The sequence below is a fragment of the Rhodococcus olei genome, assembly GCF_039540555.1.
Classification (GTDB): Bacteria; Actinomycetota; Actinomycetes; order Mycobacteriales; family Mycobacteriaceae; genus Rhodococcus_G; species Rhodococcus_G olei.
The window spans coordinates 386,907-404,554 of sequence record NZ_BAABFB010000075.1 but is presented as its reverse complement, the minus strand read 5'-3'; the positions used below and the strand labels follow the sequence as shown (position 1 = coordinate 404,554).

Annotated in this window: 17 protein-coding genes; 6 read left to right on the top strand and 11 right to left on the bottom strand. The window is 69.0% G+C overall.

What is annotated here, in order from left to right; genetic code table 11:
- Window positions 1-106 precede the first annotated feature (106 nt).
- Complete coding sequence (locus ABD951_RS26570) at window positions 107-883, top strand: SDR family oxidoreductase (protein ID WP_345352767.1); 777 nt, start codon at window positions 107-109, stop codon at window positions 881-883.
- Window positions 880-1,794 carry an SDR family oxidoreductase gene (locus ABD951_RS26565; RefSeq protein WP_345352765.1) on the top strand — a complete coding sequence of 305 codons (915 nt, stop codon included), beginning with the start codon at window positions 880-882 and terminating at the stop codon, window positions 1,792-1,794. The genes ABD951_RS26570 and ABD951_RS26565 overlap by 4 nt, the downstream gene beginning before the upstream one ends.
- 57 nt (window positions 1,795-1,851) lie before the next feature.
- Here the strand turns inward: ABD951_RS26565 and ABD951_RS26560 are convergent, their stop codons facing one another.
- From ABD951_RS26560 to ABD951_RS26550, 3 genes are all read right to left on the bottom strand, one after another.
- Window positions 1,852-2,526, bottom strand: a complete 675-nt coding sequence (locus tag ABD951_RS26560) for a GNAT family N-acetyltransferase (RefSeq protein ID WP_345352763.1) — start codon at window positions 2,524-2,526, stop codon at window positions 1,852-1,854.
- Window positions 2,527-2,662: 136 nt separating this feature from the next.
- The gene (locus ABD951_RS26555; protein WP_345352760.1) at window positions 2,663-3,127 is read right to left on the bottom strand and encodes a nitroreductase family deazaflavin-dependent oxidoreductase; all 465 of its coding nucleotides are present in this window, start codon (window positions 3,125-3,127) and stop codon (window positions 2,663-2,665) included.
- Window positions 3,128-3,134: 7 nt separating this feature from the next.
- Complete coding sequence (locus tag ABD951_RS26550; protein WP_345352757.1) at window positions 3,135-4,298, bottom strand: steroid 3-ketoacyl-CoA thiolase; 1,164 nt, start codon at window positions 4,296-4,298, stop codon at window positions 3,135-3,137.
- 164 nt (window positions 4,299-4,462) lie between these two features.
- Here ABD951_RS26550 and ABD951_RS26545 point away from each other — a divergent pair, with 164 nt between their 5' ends.
- Entirely contained in the window at window positions 4,463-5,728 is a 1,266-nt protein-coding gene (locus ABD951_RS26545) for a cytochrome P450 (RefSeq protein WP_345352754.1), read from the top strand.
- A gap of 191 nt (window positions 5,729-5,919) precedes the next feature.
- Here ABD951_RS26545 and ABD951_RS26540 read toward each other — a convergent pair whose 3' ends face one another.
- The 5 genes from ABD951_RS26540 to ABD951_RS26520 are packed head-to-tail and all read right to left on the bottom strand — an operon-like array spanning window position 5,920 to window position 10,458.
- Window positions 5,920-6,342, bottom strand: a complete 423-nt coding sequence (locus tag ABD951_RS26540; protein ID WP_345352751.1) for a nuclear transport factor 2 family protein — start codon at window positions 6,340-6,342, stop codon at window positions 5,920-5,922.
- Window positions 6,343-6,351: 9 nt separating this feature from the next.
- Window positions 6,352-7,215 (bottom strand): TIGR03619 family F420-dependent LLM class oxidoreductase, encoded by an 864-nt coding sequence (locus ABD951_RS26535; RefSeq protein WP_345352750.1) that lies wholly within the window; start codon window positions 7,213-7,215, stop codon window positions 6,352-6,354.
- 15 nt (window positions 7,216-7,230) lie between these two features.
- Window positions 7,231-8,406, bottom strand: a complete 1,176-nt coding sequence (locus ABD951_RS26530; protein WP_345352748.1) for a thiolase domain-containing protein — start codon at window positions 8,404-8,406, stop codon at window positions 7,231-7,233.
- Window position 8,407: 1 nt separating this feature from the next.
- Window positions 8,408-9,472, bottom strand: coding sequence for a thiolase domain-containing protein (locus ABD951_RS26525; protein WP_345352747.1), 1,065 nt, complete (start codon window positions 9,470-9,472; stop codon window positions 8,408-8,410).
- 14 nt (window positions 9,473-9,486) lie between these two features.
- On the bottom strand, window positions 9,487-10,458 hold the full coding sequence (locus tag ABD951_RS26520) for a Zn-ribbon domain-containing OB-fold protein (protein WP_345352743.1): 972 nt from the start codon (window positions 10,456-10,458) through the stop codon (window positions 9,487-9,489).
- 85 nt (window positions 10,459-10,543) lie between these two features.
- On the opposite strand from ABD951_RS26520, the gene ABD951_RS26515 reads away from it, so the two are divergent.
- Window positions 10,544-11,584, top strand: coding sequence for an LLM class F420-dependent oxidoreductase (locus ABD951_RS26515; RefSeq protein ID WP_345352741.1), 1,041 nt, complete (start codon window positions 10,544-10,546; stop codon window positions 11,582-11,584).
- Between the two features lie 7 nt (window positions 11,585-11,591).
- Here the strand turns inward: ABD951_RS26515 and ABD951_RS26510 are convergent, their stop codons facing one another.
- Both ABD951_RS26510 and ABD951_RS26505 read right to left on the bottom strand, forming a co-directional pair.
- Window positions 11,592-12,038 (bottom strand): PPOX class F420-dependent oxidoreductase, encoded by a 447-nt coding sequence (locus ABD951_RS26510; protein ID WP_345352739.1) that lies wholly within the window; start codon window positions 12,036-12,038, stop codon window positions 11,592-11,594.
- 114 nt (window positions 12,039-12,152) lie between these two features.
- Window positions 12,153-12,977: a crotonase/enoyl-CoA hydratase family protein gene (locus tag ABD951_RS26505; protein ID WP_345352737.1), complete on the bottom strand. Its 825-nt coding sequence runs from the start codon at window positions 12,975-12,977 to the stop codon at window positions 12,153-12,155.
- A 78-nt stretch (window positions 12,978-13,055) separates the two neighbouring features.
- Here ABD951_RS26505 and ABD951_RS26500 point away from each other — a divergent pair, with 78 nt between their 5' ends.
- Together ABD951_RS26500 and ABD951_RS26495 are read left to right on the top strand one after the other, a co-directional pair.
- Complete coding sequence (locus ABD951_RS26500) at window positions 13,056-14,702, top strand: acyl-CoA synthetase (RefSeq protein WP_345352735.1); 1,647 nt, start codon at window positions 13,056-13,058, stop codon at window positions 14,700-14,702.
- Window positions 14,702-15,817 carry an NAD(P)H-dependent flavin oxidoreductase gene (locus ABD951_RS26495; protein WP_345352733.1) on the top strand — a complete coding sequence of 372 codons (1,116 nt, stop codon included), beginning with the start codon at window positions 14,702-14,704 and terminating at the stop codon, window positions 15,815-15,817. The genes ABD951_RS26500 and ABD951_RS26495 overlap by 1 nt, the downstream gene beginning before the upstream one ends.
- Before the next feature lie 205 nt (window positions 15,818-16,022).
- Here the strand turns inward: ABD951_RS26495 and ABD951_RS26490 are convergent, their stop codons facing one another.
- The gene (locus tag ABD951_RS26490; RefSeq protein WP_345352730.1) at window positions 16,023-17,645 is read right to left on the bottom strand and encodes a long-chain-fatty-acid--CoA ligase; all 1,623 of its coding nucleotides are present in this window, start codon (window positions 17,643-17,645) and stop codon (window positions 16,023-16,025) included.
- Window positions 17,646-17,648 lie beyond the last annotated feature (3 nt).

Genomic DNA, 17,648 nt, shown 5'->3' with positions numbered 1-17,648 from the left:
TGCTTGGTAAGTTAGCACACCTGCGGGTCGAGCTGGAGTTCGTTCCTGGTCGAACGGGCGGTGACCCTCGCCTCGCAGTGACTCTCTTTCGGCAGCGGAGGTACTGGTGGATCTAGGTCTGGACGGCAACGTCGTGCTCGTCACCGGCGGCGTGCGCGGCGTGGGGGCGGGCATCAGCCGCGCCTTCCTGCGCGCGGGGGCGACGGTGGTGACGTGTGCCCGGCGTCCCGCGGACGAGCCGATCGAGGTCGACGGCCGCGGTGTCGACTTCATCGCCTGCGACGTGCGTGACCCCGAGCAGGTGCAGTCGATGGTCGAGCAGATCGTGGCCACCCACGGCCGCCTCGACACCGTCGTCAACAACGCCGGAGGCGCGCCTCACGCGCTCGCCGCCGAGGCCAGCCCGCGCTTCCACGCGAAGATTGTGGAGCTGAACCTGCTTGCGCCGCTGCTGATCTCGCAGGCGGCGAACGCCGTCATGCAGAAGCAGGAGACCGGCGGTTCGATCGTCATGGTGAGCAGCGTCAGCGGCAGCCGCCCGTCGCCCGGAACGGCGGCGTACGGTGCGGCCAAGGCCGGCATCGACAACCTGGCAACCAGCCTGGCGGTGGAATGGGCGCCGAAGGTTCGCATCAACTCGATCGTGGTCGGGCTGGTGGAGACCGAACAGAGCCACCTCCACTACGGCGGCGAGGCGGGCCTGGCCGCGGTGAGCGAAACGGTCCCGCTGGGCCGGATGGCGCGGCCCGAGGACATCGGCAACTGTGCGACATTCCTGGCATCACCGCTGGCGTCCTATGTCAGCGGTTCGACCCTGACCGTCCACGGCGGCGGCGAGCGCCCCGCCTTCCTGGCGGCGGCAGAAACAGAGGAGAAGAAGTGAGCGGACTGGTAGACGGCCGCGTCGTCATCGTGACGGGCGCGGGTCGCGGCATCGGGCGGGCGCACGCGCTGGCGTTCGCGGCCGAGGGTGCGAAGGTCGTCGTCAACGACATCGGTGTCGGCGGCGACGGCGCCGCCACCGGTGAGAGCCCCGGCGAGCAGGTCGTCGCGGAGATTATCGCCGCCGGCGGCGAGGCCGTCGTCAACGGCGACGACGTCGCCGACTGGGAGGGCGCGCAGAACCTCGTCAAGACCGCGCTCGACAACTTCGGGCGCCTCGACGTGCTGGTCAACAACGCCGGCTTCCTGCGTGACCGGATGCTCGTCGGCATGAGCGAGGAGGAGTGGGACGCGGTGACCCGCGTGCACCTCAAGGGCCACTTCGCCCCACTGCGCCACGCCGCCGCCTACTGGCGCGCCGAGGCGAAGGCCGGCCGTCCGGTCGACGCCCGCATCATCAACACCAGCTCCGGTGCGGGCCTGATGGGCAGCATCGGCCAGGGCAACTACGCGGCCGCAAAGGCCGGCATCGCCGAGATGACCATCCAGGCCGCGGCCGAGCTGAAGAACTACGGCGTGTCCGTGAACGCGATCGCCCCGGCCGCCCGCACCCGGATGACCCTGGGCGCCGGCGGAGCGATGGCCGACGCGATGGCCGCCCCGGACGAGGGCTTCGACGCGATGGCGCCGGAGAACATCTCGCCGCTGGTCGTGTGGCTGGCCTCCGCCGAGGCCAAGGACGTCACCGGCCGGGTGTTCGAGGTCGAGGGCGGCAAGATCACCGTCGCCGAGGGCTGGCGGCACGGTCCCGCCCAGGACAAGGGTGACCGTTGGGATCCGAAGGAGCTCGGCCCGGTCGTCGCGGACCTGCTGGCCAAGGCCGAGACCCCGACCCCGGTCTACGGCGCGTAGGCAACCACTCGGCGGTGCGGTTACGGACGGCGTGACCTCCGTAACCGCACCGCGGCGTCATGCGCCGGCGGGCGTGCGGACGACGACGACGGTGCCGGGGAAGTAGGCGGCCAGTTCGCTGCGTGACTGCTTGAGCGCGGCGGTGCCGTATCCGTGCTTCCGGGACCGCGGCGCCACCCACACCGCGATGTCGACCTCCTGGCCGGTCAGCTCGCCGAACACCAGGCCGACGCTGCGGGGCGTGTCTCCGCTGACGTCCTCGCAGACGAACCACGCCGCGGACTCGTCGTCGACGCGGCGCATGCCCTCGGCCCGCTCGGTTTCCACCCGCTCCGCCGACCACGGCTTCCCGTCGTCACCGGTCTGCTCCGCGGAACGCAACCGGAACAGGTCGGCGTCGGCGGTGCTGGTGCTGAACGGACGCAGTCGCACTCCGGTGCCGGTCGCGGCCGGTCGCTGTTCGGGCAGCCACTTGAGTGTCGAGTCGAGATTGGTGAGTTCGTCACGCAGCCGGTCCCGCTCGAGCCGCGTCAGACGGCCGAGCTGGAGCGCCAGCACGACCTCGGCGTTGGCGTCGGTGGTGTCGAGCAACCCGCTGACGGCCCGCACCGCGGCGGCGTGGTCGTCGCTGTCGACGATCGCGTCGAGTACCTCGTGCCGCATCTCCAGTGCCTTTAGCAGCGAGGCCGCGAGTTCGCGTCGGTCCAGGATCTGGTCTTGGGGGGCCGTCATGACGAATCTCCCTATCCGTTGTGTGTGCGGGCACCGTTCGGCGTGCAACGTCGTTCACGCGGACGAGGGAGCGCATCACCGCCTGTGGCCGACGATGCGTTCCCCCTCGCATTGTCGGCCACCCGCAGTCGAATTGCTACGCACACACCACGACGGGGATCTTCCGGTCGGTCCAGGACTGGTAGTCGTCGAACTCGGGATACATCGCGACCAGCTTGGGCCAGAGTTGCGCCCGTTCCTCGTCGTCGGCGACGTGGGCGACCAGTTTGCGTGTCCGCGAACGGATCTGGATCGTCACGTTCGGGTCGGACGTGAGGTTCAGGTACCACAGCGGGTTCTTCGGCTGGCCGCCCTGGGAGGCGACGAGGACGACGCGATCGCCGTCCTCGAGGAACAGCAGTGGGCTCACTCGCGGTTCACCGGACTTGCGGCCGGTCGTCGTGAGCAGGCAGATCGGCAGCCCGTTCTTCGCGGCGCTGCCGACCCGCCACTTGCCGCCGATGCGCCCGCCCGTCGCCCGGTACGCGACCACGTTCGACTTCGACATCCACTTGATGACGACGCGGGTGAGCTTCGTGTCGAGCAGCGGGGGGCGCTTCATCGCGGCGTCAGATCCGCTCGATGATGGTGCCGGTGGCGAGCGCGCCACCCGCGCACATCGAGATCAGGGCGGTGGAGCCGTCCCGGCGCTCGAGCTCGTGCAGGGCGGTGGTGATCAGTCGGGAGCCGGTGCTGCCGACCGGGTGGCCGAGCGCGAGCGCGCCGCCGTTGACGTTGACCTTGTCCATGTCCGGCCCGTGCACCTGGGCCCACGACAGCGCCACGGAGGCGAACGCCTCGTTGACCTCGAACAGGTCGAGGTCGCCGATCTTCATGCCGGCCTTCTCGAGCACCTTCGCCGTCGCCTGGACCGGTCCGTCGAGGTGGTACTCGGGCTCCGCGCCGACCAGGACCTGCGAGACGATGCGGGCGCGCGGCTTCAGCCCGAGCGCGAGGGCGCGGTCGGAGTCCATCAGCAGGACCGCGGCCGCGCCGTCGGAGATCTGCGAGGCGGTGCCCGCGGTGTGGATGCCACCCTCGATGACCGGCTTGAGCTTGGCGAGCGATTCGAGCGTGGTGTCGCGCAGGCCCTGGTCCCGGGTGACCACGGTGGTCTCGTCGGTGGGCAGCTTGTCCTCGCCGATGACCGGGGCCGTCACGGGCAGCACCTCGCGGTCGAAACGGCCTTCGGCCCAGGCCTGCTTGGCCAGCGCCTGCGAACGGACACCGAGCGCCTCGATGTCGTCGCGGGTGATGCCGCGCCGCTTCGCGATGCGCTCGGCGGCCTCGAACTGGTTGGGCATGTCGATGTCCCACGACGCGGGGCGTCGCGGGCCGGCCTCGGTGCCGACATTCGCGCCGAGCGGCACCTGGCTCATCTGCTCGACACCGCAGGCGATGCCGACGTCGATGGCGCCGGTGGCGATCAGGCCGGCGATGAGGTGGTTGGCCTGCTGGGCCGAGCCGCACTGGCAGTCGATGGTGGTGGCGCCGACCTGCCACGGCAGCCCGGCTGCGAGCCAGGCCGTCCGGGTGACGTTGTTGGACTGCGCGCCGGCCTGCGTGACACAGCCGCCGATGACCTGCTCGACGAGGAGCGGGTCGATGCCGGCCCGCTCGATCAGGCCCGTCTGTGCGGCGCCGAGGGTCTCGGAGGCGTGCAGGCCGGAGAGCCAGCCGCCACGCTTGCCGATCGGCGTGCGGACGGCCTCGACGATTACTGGTGTGCCCACTGCGGGCTCCTTTCGACGTGTATCTCAAAAAGTAGAACAGGTTCCCTGGTGCGGCAAGGACTCTGGTGGGAGATCTTCCCTGAGACCAAGGGGCTGTGATTCAATGTCGATAGAACGTGTTACAGACCACTTTGCGGCATAGTTCGCGAGGGCAGGAGACAGCAGTGGCACAGCCCAACATTCCCGCGGGATTCGACTTTACGGATCCCGACATCTACGCGCACCGACTGCCGGTGGAAGAGCTCGCCGAGGTCCGCAAGACCGAGCCGGTGTACTGGGTCGAGCAGCCCGACGGTGTCGGCGGTTTCAACGACGGTGGCTACTGGGTGGTGACCCGGCACGAGGACATTCGGGACGTGTCGCAGCGCAGCGATGTGTTCTCCACCTGGGAGAACACCGCGATCCCGCGCTTCGCCGACGACATGAAGCGCGAGCAGATCGAGCTGCAGCGGTTCGTGCTGCTGAACAAGGACGCGCCCGAGCACACCAAGCTGCGCAAGCTGGTCTCCCGCGGCTTCACCCCCCGCGCGATCAACGGCATCAAGGACGAGCTGCAGGACCGCGCCGAGAAGATCGTCAAGGCCGCCGCGGCGGAGGGCAAGGGCGACTTCGTCACCCAGGTCGCGGCGGAGCTGCCGCTGCAGGCCATCGCCGAGCTGATCGGTGTGCCGCAGGAGGATCGCGGCAAGGTCTTCGAGTGGTCCAACCAGATGACCTCCTACGACGACCCCGAGTTCGCGGACATCGATCCGGCGGCCGCGTCGATGGAGATCCTCGGATACGCGTACCAGCTGGCCGAGGCGCGCAAGCAGAACCCGGGCGACGACCTCGTCACCACCCTGATCGAGGCCGACGTCGACGGCGACGAGCTCAGCGCGGAGGAATTCGGTTTCTTCGTCATCGTGCTCGCGGTGGCCGGCAACGAGACCACCCGCAACGCCACCACGCACGGCATGAAGGCCTTCATGGACAACCCCGAGCAGTGGGAGCTGTTCAAGAAGGAGCGTCCGAAGACCGCGGCCGACGAAATCATCCGCTGGGCCACCCCGGTCGCCTCGTTCCAGCGCACCGCGCTCGAGGACACCGAGATCGGCGGTGTGGCGATCAAGAAGGGCCAGCGCGTGGTGATGAGCTACGTGTCGGCGAACTTCGACGAGGAAGTCTTCGAGAACCCGCACGAGTTCAACATCCTCCGCGACCCGAACCCGCACCTGTCCTTCGGCGGCACCGGTGCCCACTACTGCCTGGGCGCCAACCTGGCCCGCATGGAGATCGACCTGATCTTCAACGCGATCGCGGACTTCCTGCCGGACATCGTCGAGGTCGCGAACCCGCGTCGCCTGCGCTCGGGCTGGCTCAACGGGCTCAAGGAGTACCAGGTGGACTACCGGACCCAGGGCAGCGGTGGGGGCTGCCCGGTCGCGCACTAGCAGCTGGCTGAGGGGCGGCTGCCCAGTGCGCGAGACAGCGCCGGCGGAACCGATGGTTCCGCCGGCGCTGTTGTGTTCGCGCCCGACACGTGGACCCGAGTGCCGGGCGCGGTGGGAAACACGAAGTCGTGGAAAAGCGCAGGGGCCGCACCTCGACGAGGTGCGGCCCCTGTACTTTTCCGGGAGCTCGGCTAGAGCTTCTTCAGGGTCTTCATCGCACGATCGACCTCCCAGAAGGCACGCAGCGACTGCAGCTTGCCCTCCGCGTTGACGCGGTAGACGAACACGCCCTCGGCGTCGATCCGGGCACCGGCCATGGTGGTCCGGATCTTGCCGATGTTGACCACCTCGTCACCGCACAGCAGCGAGTCGTCGATGATGAACTCGAGCGAGTCGGTGTTCGCGATCGTCATGTCGTAGAACCTCGAGATCGCCTCGCGGCCGTGGTGGCCCTTGCCTTCCGGGTCGAAACCCGAAGGGCCGACGGGATCCTCGACCCAGCCGTCCTCGGCGAACAGGTCGAGCCATTCTTCCTTGCGCTTGCCGCTCGCGGCCGCCTGCGAGGCGCGGGAGGCGATGCGCGCGGGGTGATCGGTGGTGGTCTCGGCCGTCATGGCATCTCCCTACTTGACGTACTGATCGGCGAACTTGCGCAGCGAGTCCTGCTTGGCCTCGAGCGGGGCGTCGAAGCCGAGGCCGTCGAAGATCCACGGCACCACGATGCAGTCGGTGATCCCCGCCTCCGCCATCTCGGCGTAGCCGTCCTTGCCGAACCTGTCGATGCACACGGCCTGGATCTCGAACGGCCGGTCGGCCCGGTCGTACTCGGCCCGGAGATCGTCGAGTTTGAGCTTGGTCTCGACGAGATCCCGGAACTTCATCATCGCCGACGTCCAGCCGTCGCCGACCCGTGCGGCGCGGCGCAGCGCGACATCGGTGTGCCCACCGACGTAGAACGGCACCGGCTTGCTCGGCGCCGGGCTGATCTGCAGGCGGTCGAAGTCGTAGAACTCGCCGTGGAACTCGACCATCCCGCCGGCGAGCACCAGCTTGATGACCTCGATCATCTCGTCCACGCGGGCCCCGCGGCGCTTGTAGGGCACCCCGCACCACTCGAATTCCTCCGGCGCCCAGCCGATCCCGACACCGAACCCGAAGCGGTTGCCGGTCAGGTTCGCCACCGAGCCGACCTGGCGGGCCAGCAGCAGCGGGTTGCGTGAGCCGAGCTTGAGCACGTTGGTGTAGAAGCCGATCGTGCTGGTCGCCGTGCCCATCGCCGCTGCGGCGATCAGAGGGTCCACCCACGGGGTCTCCGCGTTCCACATCCGCGAGCCGTCGGGCGTGTACGGGTAGTCCGCGGCGGCGGTCTCCATGTAGAACAGCGAGTCCGGCAACGCGATGTTCGCGAAGCCGCACTCCTCAGCGGTCTGGGCCAGACCGACCAGCTGGTCGATCGGGCTCATGGCGATTCCGACGGTGAACTTCACGGCAAACGCCCTCTCCTAGTTGGTCGGACGGTCGGAGCCGACCACCCACATCGCGAAGTACTGCGAGCCACCGCCGTACGCGTGACCGAACGCCTTGCGGGCACCGTCGACCTGGTGGTCACCCGCCCGCTCCATCACCTGCATCGCCGATTCGGCGTAGCGGATCATGCCGGAGGCGCCGATCGGGTTCGACGAGAGCACGCCGCCGGACGCGTTCACAGGCAGCTGACCGCCGATCGCGGTCTCGCCGGCCTCGGTGAACTTCCAGCCCTGGCCCTCCGGCACGAACCCGAGGTTCTCGAGCCACATCGGCTCGAACCAGGAGAACGGCACGTAGATCTCGGCCTCGTCGATCTCGTTCAGCGGATCGGTGATGCCCGCGGCCTTCCACAGCGCTGCGGAGGCGTCGCGTCCGGCCTGCGGGTTCGCGACGTTGCGGCCGGCGTAGGAGAGCGGTTCGGTGCGCATCGCGGTCGCGTGGATCCAGGCCACCTTGCGGCCCTCGGACAGGATCTCCTTCGCGGCGTCCTCGTTACCGATCACGATCGCGCAGGCGCCGTCGGACGACGGGCACGTCTCGTCGTAACGGATGGGGTCCCACAGCATCTGGGAGGCCTGCACCGACTCGACGGTGATGTCGGGCTGCTTGAGGTGCGCGTACGGGTTCATGGCCCCGTTGCGGCGGTCCTTGACCGCGACCATCGCCCCGATGTGGTCGGGGGCGCCGGAACGGCGGATGTACGAGCGCACGTGCGGCGCGAAGAACCCGCCCGCGCCCGCGCCGACCGGCATCGTGAACGGCACCGGCGTGGACAGCGCCCACATCGCGTTGGACTCGGACTGCTTCTCCCACGACACCGCAAGGACCCGCTTGTGCACGCCGGACTGCACGAGGCTGGCCGCGACGTTGCCCGTCGAGGCGCCGACCGATCCGGCGGTGTGCACGCGCAGCAACGGCTTTCCGTTGGCGCCCAGGGCATCCGACATCGCGAGCTCCGGCATCATCGACCCCTCGAACAGGTCGGGGGCCTTGCCGATGACGATGGCGTCGATGTCGTCCCAGCCGACGTGGGCGTCGGCCATCGCGCGGTCGACCGCCTCGCGGATCATGCCGGCCATCGTCACGTCGTGGCGCTTGGCGACGTAGTACGTCTGGCCGGTGCCGAGGACCGCGGCGAGTTGCTTGGCCATATCAGTTGCGTCCTTCCATGACGGCGACCAGGTTCTGCTGCAGCACAGGGCCACTGGTGGCGTGGGCGAGGACGCGCTGTGCGTCACCGCTCATGATCTTCTGTGCGGCGTAGCCGATGCGCTCGAGGCCGCCGGAGAACATCGGGTTGCCGGTGAGAGGGCCGCCCGACGGGTTGATGGTGGTGGCGTCGGTCAGACCGATCGCCTCGCGCAGGATGATCTCCTGGTGCGTGAACGGGGCGTGGAGCTCGGCGACGTCGATGTTCGACACGTCGCCACCGGTCGCGGCGCGTGCGGCGGCGGCGGTGGACGGGGACACCGTCAGGTCGCGCGACCCGATGACGGGGGAGTCGATGCGGTGCTCGATCCCGGTGATCCACGCCGGCCGCTCGCACAGCTCGCGGGCACGGTCGCCGCGGGCCAGGATGATCGCGGCCGCACCGTCGGTGATCGGCGCGCAGTCGTGCGCGCGCAGCGGGTCCGCGACGTACTCCGATGCAAGCAGCGCGTCGATGTCGACGTCGCCGGAGAGCTGCGCGTTCGGGTTGTCCTTGGCGGCGGCGCGGCTGCGCTGGGCGATCTTCGCCATGTCCTCGGCGGTCCACTTACCGGCCTCGAGCCCGAGCCGGGCCTGCAGGCCGGCCATCGAGACGGAGTCCGGCCACAACGGGGCAACCAGGTAGGGGTCCGTCTGCATCGCGAGGATCTGCCGGAGGTTGCCCGCGGACGACTTGCCGAAGCCGTACACCAGGGCGGTGTCGACCTCGCCGGTCATGATCTTGACCCAGGCCTCGTACAGCGCCCAGGCGGCGTCCATCTCGACGTGCGACTCGTTGATCGGCGGCACGGCGCCGATCGAGTCGATCGCGGAGATGAACGAGAAGGACCGGCCGGCCAGGTAGTCGGAGGATCCGGAGCACCAGAAGTCGATGTCGGACTTGGTGATCCCGAGCTCCGCGTACAGCTGCTGGAAGCAGGGGACGAGCATCTCGACACCGTTGGTGGTGCCGGTGGTCTCACGCACATGGGGGGCCTGTGCGAAGCCGACGACTGCAATGTCTGTCATGGTCTTACAGGCTCCTAGAGGTGGTGCTTGTAGGTGTCGTAGTCCGCGTCCGGCTCACCGCTCGGGCGGAAGTGGGAGATGTTGCGCAGCGAGTACTCCCACTCCTCCTTCGGCCGCCACACGGCCTCGACGCGCATGCCCATCCGGACCTCGGACGCGTCGACGTCCAGGATCAGGTGCAGGAACGGGATGTCGGCGCCGTCGAGCAGGACGTAGGCCGCGACGTAGGGCGGCTTGATCTGCTGACCCAGGAACGGCACGTTGACGATGCAGAACGTGGTGATGGTGCCCTTGTCGGACACCTCGACCTGCTCCTTGGTGGGCATGCCGTCGGTGGGGTTCGCGCCGCGCGGCGGCACGTAGACCTTGCCGTTCGCGTCGGTGCGCCCGCCGATGATCTTGCCCTCCATCAGGCCGAGCAGGTAGTAGGTCTCCTCGAACGACGCGGTGTGCGTGTAGTGCAGATCGATCGGGGTGACGATGTCGGTGACGGGCTCGCCGCCGGACGGCGCAGGAGCGGAACCGCCCTCGCCGGGCTCGAAGCACGCGATGTCGCGGATGTGGCCGGTGCGCTCGTCCGCCCAGCGGACCCGGACCCGCATCCCGGTGCTCATCGCGTCGGGGGACCCGGCGTCGACGGCGTGCAGGATCGAGGTGTCGGCGCCGTCGAGCTTGACCAGCGCCCACGCGAACGGGTGGCTCAGCGGCTGGCCCTCGATGGGCTCCGGCATCCAGGTCCAGCTGACGACAGAACCGGTGTCGGAGACGTCGACGAAGTCCGTCATCGGCTCGTGGGTCGCCGGATCGAACTCGGGCGGCGGCACGTGGACGCGGCCGTCGGACCCGCGGGCGCCCACGACCTTCCGGTCGCGCAGGCCGGTCACGAAGGCGCCGATCGTCGGCCCCAACGAGCGCGTGTAGTCGAATTTGAGATTAAGTGGTGCTCTCAGCGGCTGGTCTGCCGGTTGGGTCTTTTCAGGGGTCACGGATTCGAGTAGAACAGGTTCTTATTAACGTGGCAAGAGTCACTGTCGTAGTGCGGCGGATATGGGAAAATACGGAGGCACGCAAATGAAGTTGGGGTTGCAACTCGGGTACTGGGGCGCGCAGCCGCCGGCCAATGCTGCTGAACTCGTTACAGAAGCCGACCGCTCCGGTTTCGATGCCGTGTTCTCGGCGGAGTCGTGGGGCAACGACGCGTTCACCCCGCTCGCCTGGTGGGGGTCGAGCACCGACCGGGTCCGGCTCGGCACGTCCGTCGCACAGCTGTCCGGACGGACCCCGACGAACGCCGCCATGCACGCGCTGACCCTCGACCATCTGTCCGGCGGGCGGGCGATCCTGGGGCTGGGAGTGTCCGGTCCGCAGGTCGTCGAGGGCTGGTACGGGCAACCGTTCCCGAAGCCCCTCGCTCGCACCCGGGAGTACGTCTCGATCATCCGGCAGGTGCTCGCGCGCGAGGCCGCGGTGACCAACGACGGCCCGCACTACCCGTTGCCGTACCGCGGCGAGGACGGCATGGGTCTCGGCAAGCCGCTCAAGCCGATCACCCACCCGCTCCGCGCCGACCTGCCGATCTGGCTCGGCGCCGAGGGGCCCAAGAACGTCGCGCTGACCGCGGAGATCGCCGACGGCTGGCTCGCGATCTACTACACGCCGCGGCTGGCGCCGATGTACAACGAGTGGCTCGACGAGGGGTTCGCGCGTCCCGGCGCCCGCCGCAGCCGCGAGGACTTCGAGATCGCCGCGACCTGCCAGGTCGTCGTCACCGACGACCGGGCCGCGGAGATCGCCCGGCTCAAGCCCTACACCGCGCTGTACGTCGGCGGCATGGGCGCGGCCGAGCTGAACTTCCACGCGCAGGTGTACACCCGGATGGGCTACGGCGAGGAGGTCAAGGAGATCCAGCGGCTCTTCCTGTCCGGTCGCAAGGAGGAGGCGATCGCGACGGTGCCGGACGAGATGGTCACCGACACCATGATCATCGGCAACCTCGACGAGGTCCGTCAGCAGGTGAAGGTGTGGGAGGACGCCGGCGTGACGATGCTGCTGGTGACCTGCCGGGACGTCGAGCACATGCGGCAGCTGTCCGCGGCGGTCAACCCCGCCTGACCGAAGGTCAGGGCCGGGGGAGTTCGGCCATGCCGTACACGCGGTGGGTGCGGATGCGGAGCACCCGCCGGTGTTCGGCGACCATCGCGCGGCGGAACTCTGCCCAGTCGGGGTGCTCGGTTCCGGTGGCCTGTCGGTACACGTCGACCAGTTCGTCCGCCGTGGAGTCGTGTGGGTCGGCGGCGACCGGGCTCAACTCGGCGTCTCCCTCGGCGACGGCGTACGACCAGAAGTCGGCGGCGCTGACGTGCAGCGAGACGCGGGGATCCCGGGCGGCGTTGCGGGTCTTGGCGCGGTCCGCGGTCACCGACACCCGGGCGGTTCGGGTGGCCGGGTCCCACGCGTAGATCACGTTCGACGACTGCGGTCGGCCGTCGCGTTTGAGAGTGGTCAGCACTCCTCGGGTGTGCGTGGACAGGAGATCGAGTAGCCGGGAGTCGGCGTCGGCGGGCATGTCGGCGACAACCCGCGGGACGTCGAGATTGTTCCGTGTCGGCGGTTGATCCGACGCAATCGGCCCGCCGTCGCGTGCGCGACGGCGGGCCGATTGCGGTGACGGACTACTTGCCTACTTGCCCTGGAACTTCGGAGGGCGCTTCTCGGCGAACGAGCGCGGCCCCTCCTTCGCGTCGTCGCTCTTGAAGACCTCGGCGCCGATCTCGGCCTCGAGCTGGAAGGCCTCTTCCTCGTGCATGCCCTCGGTGACGCGGATGGTCTTGAGGATGGCCTGCACGGCGATCGGGCCGTTGGCGGCGATGGCGTCGGCGATCTCGAGCGCCTTGGCCAGCGCCTGCCCGTCGGGGACGACGTGGCCGATCAGGCCGAGCTCCTTGGCCTCGGGCGCCGGGACGTTCCGGCCGGTGAGCAGGATCTCGGCGGCGACGGTGTAGGGGATCTGGCGGACCAGGCGGACCGCGGAACCGCCGAGCGGGAACAATCCGAGCCGTGCCTCGGAGACGCCGAACTTGGCGCTCTCGCCGGCCACACGGATGTCGGTGCCCTGCAGGATCTCGGTGCCGCCGGCGATGGCCGCACCCTCGACCGCGGCGATCAGCGGCTTGGTCAGCCGGCGACCCTTGAGCAGCGCGGGCAGCTTGGTCAGGTCCATGCCGCCCTTGGCGAACGTGTCACCGGGGGCGTTCCTGTTCATCGCCTTGAGGTCCATGCCCGCGCAGAACGTGCCACCGGCGCCGGTCAGGATCGCGACGCGGATGTCGGGATCGTTGTCGACCTGGTCCCAGGCCTCGGTCATGATCGCCATCATCTCGCCGGAAAGGGCGTTGCGGGCCTCCGGTCGGTTCATCGTGACGATCAGGACGTGGCCCCGCTTCTCGACGAGGCAGTGCGGGGACTGTTCCGAAATGTCGGAAACTTCGGCGGTGGTGGAGGACACTGATGGCTCCCGAGTGCTGTGAAGTGGGTCTCAGAGTGGGTCTTGTCAGGAACGGTAACACGTTCTACTTTGTTGGTCGTGGCCCTTAACATCGCAGACTTCGTTGAGCACTCCATCGACCTGAATCCCGAGCGCGTGGCGCTGCTGGACGGCCGTCGCGAGTTCACCTATGCACAGCTCGAGGACCGGACCAACCGTCTGGCGCACTACCTGCTGGATCACGGCGTCAAGCCGGGCGACAAGGTGGGCATCTACTCGCGCAACACCGTCGAGGCGATCGAGGCGATGGTGGCGGTGTTCAAGGCGCGCGCCGTGATGGTGAACGTCAACTACCGTTACGTCGAGAACGAGTTGCAGTACATCTTCGAGAACTCGGACATGGTCGCGCTCGTGGTCGAGCGCCGCTACGCCGACAAGGTCGCGAACGTGCTGCCGAACACCCCGCTGGTCAGGACGGTCGTGGTGGTCGAGGACGGCACCGACGTCGACTACGCCTCGTTCGACGGCGTCGAGTACGAGCAGGCCCTCGCCGAGTCCTCGCCCGAGCGTGACTTCGGTGAGCGCAGCCCCGACGACATCTTCATGCTCTACACCGGTGGTACCACCGGCATGCCCAAGGGCGTGATGTGGCGGCACGAGGACTGGTGGCGCGTGCTCGGTGGCGGCGTCAACTTCGTCACCGGCGAGCGCGTCGAGGACGAGTGGGAGCTCGCGAAGGTCGGCGCCGCCAACCCGGCGATGGTGCGGTTCCCGATTCCGCCGATGATCCACGGCGGCGCGCAGTCCGCGGTGTTCCACAGCCTGTTCGGCGGCGGCACGCTGGCCCTGCACCCCGAGTTCGACGGCCACGCCGTGTGGCAGGTCATCGACCGGCACAAGGTGAACCTCATCTTCATCACCGGTGACGCGATGGCGCGGCCGATGCTCGACGCGCTGAAGGAGGGCAACCCGGAGACCGGCGAGCCGTACGATCTCTCGTCGCTGTACGTCATGGCCTCCAGCGCGGCGCTGTTCTCGCCGGCGCTCAAGGAGGAGTTCCTCGACCTGCTGCCGAACCGTCTGATCACCGACTCCATCGGCTCGTCCGAGACCGGCTTCGGCGGCCTGGCGACCATTACCAAGGGCTTCGAGCACACCGGCGGCCCGCGGGTGAAGATCGATGCCGCGACCGTCGTCCTCGACGACGAGGGCAACCCGGTCGAGCCCGGGTCCGGCAAGGTCGGTCTGCTCGCACGCAGCGGTCACATCCCGCTCGGCTACTACAAGGACGAGAAGAAGACCGCCGAAACCTTCAAGGTCTTCAACGGGATCCGCTACTCCATCCCCGGCGACTACGCGACGGTCGAGGAGGACGGCACCGTCACGATGCTCGGCCGCGGATCGGTGTCGATCAACAGCGGTGGCGAGAAGATCTACCCGGAGGAGGTCGAGGGCGCGGTCAAGACGCACCCCGACGTCTTCGACGCCCTCGTCGTCGGCGTGCCGGACGAGCGCTGGGGTAACCGCGTCGTGGCCGTCGTCGCGACTCGGGACCGAGCGCGCCCGAGCATGAACGACCTCGTCGCGGCCGCCCGCAAGGAGATCGCGGGCTACAAGGTGCCGCGCAGCGTCTGGTTCGTCGACGAGATCAAGCGCTCGCCCGCCGGCAAGCCGGACTACAAGTGGGCCAAGCAGCAGACCGAGGAGCGCGACGCGGACGATCACTACACGAGCGGAAACGTCTGATGCACAACGCTCTCGCCGAGAAGTTCGGCATCAAGTACCCGATCTTCGCGTTCACCCCGTCCGAGCACGTCGCCGCTGCGGTGTCGCGTGCCGGCGGGCTGGGCGTGCTCGGGTGCGTGCGTTTCAACGATCCCGAGGAACTCGACGCCACCCTGAACTGGATGGACGAGAACACCGACGGCAAGCCGTACGGCGTCGACGTCGTGATGCCGGCCAAGGTCCCCACCGAGGGCACCGCCGTCGACCTGGACAAGCTGATCCCGGCCGAGCACCGCGCCTTCGTCAACCGCACGCTCGACGAGCTCGGCGTGCCGCCGCTGTCGGACGACGTCGAGCACGCGACCGGTGTGCTCGGCTGGCTGCACTCGGTCGCCCGGGCGCAGCTGGACGTGGCATTCAAGCACCGCCCGGCGCTGATCGCCAACGCGCTCGGTTCGCCGCCGAAGGACATCATCGACGAGGCGCACTCGCACGGCGTGCCGGTGGCGGCGCTGGCGGGCGCGGTGGCGCACGCGCGCAGCCATGTCGAGAACGGCATCGACATCGTGATCGCGCAGGGCTACGAGGCCGGTGGGCACACCGGGGAGATCGCCTCGATGGTGCTGGTGCCCGAGATCGTCGACGCCGTGGGTGATTCCTCCACGGTGCTCGCCGCGGGTGGCATCGGCAGCGGTCGACAGATCGCGGCCGCGCTGGCGCTCGGAGCGGAGGGTGTGTGGATGGGCTCGTACTGGCTCACGGCCGCCGAGTACCGGCTCGGCAGCGCCGCGGACGGCACGTCGGCCACTCAGCGCGCACTGCTCGCCGCGACCTCCAGCGACACCGTTCGCTCCCGGATCTACTCGGGCAAGCCTGCGCGTCTGCTGAAGACGAAGTGGACCGAGGCGTGGTCGCAGCCGGGTGCGCCGGAGGCGTTGCCGATGCCGCTGCAGAACCTGCTGGTCGCCGAGGCGCACCAGCGGATCGTCGCGTCCGAGAACCCCGACGTCGTCGCGATGCCGGCCGGTCAGATCGTGGGTCGGATGAACGAGATTCGTCCGGTCGCGGACACGATGGGGGATCTGGTCGCCGAGTTCGAGGCGACGGTCGCTCGACTGAACAACCTGGGAGGCTGACGCCGCGCCCCACGCAGGGCCACCACCGAAAGCCGGGTACGACGGGAGTCGTGCCCGGCTTTCGTCATCCGCACCCGTGGGAACGGCAGTGGTGTACTCGCCTGTCCGGCAGCATGTGTCGAGGCCGCCAGGAGGGCGGCAGGCCGACGGCCCCGGCTCGGTGACGAGCGGGCAGCCGCCGCCCTGTCGTCGGCAGGATCCGGTGTCAGCGGTCGAGTTCGGCGTCCAGCTTCGCGGCCAGGTCCGAGGTGACGGGAACGAAACTCGTCGCCCCGGCGGCGCGGAACCAGGTGGGGTCGGCGGAGTTCCAGCGCTGTGCGCTCAGCGACCGCCCGAGCACCTTGTAGGTCGCGGTCTTCGGCAGATCGGTCGTCACGCGGACGAACGAGGGCACCTGCTTCGGGCCGAGATCCGGTGCCTGGGATACGAACTCGGCGAACTCGTCGATGTCGAACCCGTCAGCGGCGACCACGGCCACGGCGACGCGGTCGCCGACCTGCGGATCGGGAACGGCGTAGGCCGCGACCTCGACGATCCGGGGGTGCCGGGCGAGGACGTTCTCGATCGGTGCGGTGCCCAGGTTCTCGCCGTCCACGCGCATCCAGCCGGAGCTGCGGCCGGCGAAGTACACGTAGCCGTCTGCGTCGACGTAGCCGAGGTCACCACTCCAGTACTGTCCGTCGCGGACCCGCTCCGCATCGGCGTGCGGATTCTTGTAGTACCCGGCGAAGCTGCCGGTGCCGGCCGTGTTCACCAGCTCGCCGGTCGCGACGTCGGCGTTGACGATGTGTCCCGATGCGTCGAATTCGGCGGTGGGACAGGGCTGCCCGGTGTCGGGATCGAGCGCCGCGATGCCTGCGGGCAGCATCCCGAGCGCACCGCGCGGCGTACCGGGGGTGCGCGAGATCAGCACTCCGCCCTCGGTGGACCCGAAGCCGTCGACGACCCGGACGTCGAACCGGCGTGAGAACTCGTCGATCGCGGACGGCGCGCCCTCGTTGCCGTACAGGATCTTCAGCGTGTTGTCGGCGTCGTCGGCCTGCTCGGGTGTGGCGAGCACGTAGGCGAGGGGCTTGCCGACGTAGTGTGCGTATGTCGCGCCGAACCGGCGGACGTCCGGGATGAATCCGGACGCCGAGAATTTCCGGCGCAGAGCGAAGTTCGCGCCGGCCGCCAGGGCGACGGCCCAGCAGGCCATGACGGCGCCGGAGTGGAACATCGGCATCGAGGCGTACGCGGTGTCGTCGCTGGACAGCCCGAAACGGTCGGCGAGCATGGCTCCGGGGCCCGCGACCATCCGGTGGGTGACCCGCACGGCCTTCGGGTCGCCGCTCGTGCCGGAGGTGAAGATCAGCATGAACAGGTCGTCCGGGCCGGCGGCCACGTCCGGTGTGGCGCTGTCGCGGTGCGCCGCGAGCAGATCGCGCCAGTGCGGGCTGTCGACGAGGACGACGCGGGTGGCGCCTAGGTCGAGGCCCTCGAGCAGTCGGGCCTTGTCGGAGTCGGTGACGACGATCTGGCAGTCCGCGCGGGCGACGTCACCGGCGAGGGCCGCGCCGCGGCGGGTGGTGTTCAGGCCGACGAGAACGGTACCGCCGATGGCGGAGGCGCCGAGCAGAAGGGAGAACTCGGGGACGTTGTCCAGCAGCACCCCCACGTGAGGGGGTGCTGCCGGGTCCAACAGCGACGCCAGGGCCGCCGCCGTGTCGGTACACAGAGCGACGTGCTCCGACCACGGAATCCTGGTGTCCTCGAAGAGGATTCCGTGGTCGTCGTCGTCACGCAGGTGTAGGAGCAGATCGGTGACGGTGGCAGCGGCAGTGGTCATGGC

Excerpts from the sequence above, each read along its gene's own strand:
- ABD951_RS26540 (WP_345352751.1), bottom strand. The coding sequence starts at position 6,342 with ATGACGGCCGAGACCACCACCGATCACCCCGCGCGCATCGCCTCCCGC.
- ABD951_RS26515 (WP_345352741.1), top strand. The coding sequence starts at position 10,544 with ATGAAGTTGGGGTTGCAACTCGGGTACTGGGGCGCGCAGCCGCCGGCC.
- ABD951_RS26495 (WP_345352733.1), top strand. The coding sequence starts at position 14,702 with ATGCACAACGCTCTCGCCGAGAAGTTCGGCATCAAGTACCCGATCTTC.
- ABD951_RS26560 (WP_345352763.1), bottom strand. The coding sequence starts at position 2,526 with ATGACGGCCCCCCAAGACCAGATCCTGGACCGACGCGAACTCGCGGCC.
- ABD951_RS26555 (WP_345352760.1), bottom strand. The coding sequence starts at position 3,127 with ATGAAGCGCCCCCCGCTGCTCGACACGAAGCTCACCCGCGTCGTCATC.
- ABD951_RS26490 (WP_345352730.1), bottom strand. The coding sequence starts at position 17,645 with ATGACCACTGCCGCTGCCACCGTCACCGATCTGCTCCTACACCTGCGT.
- ABD951_RS26510 (WP_345352739.1), bottom strand. The coding sequence starts at position 12,038 with ATGCCCGCCGACGCCGACTCCCGGCTACTCGATCTCCTGTCCACGCAC.
- ABD951_RS26525 (WP_345352747.1), bottom strand. The coding sequence starts at position 9,472 with ATGACAGACATTGCAGTCGTCGGCTTCGCACAGGCCCCCCATGTGCGT.
- ABD951_RS26530 (WP_345352748.1), bottom strand. The coding sequence starts at position 8,406 with ATGGCCAAGCAACTCGCCGCGGTCCTCGGCACCGGCCAGACGTACTAC.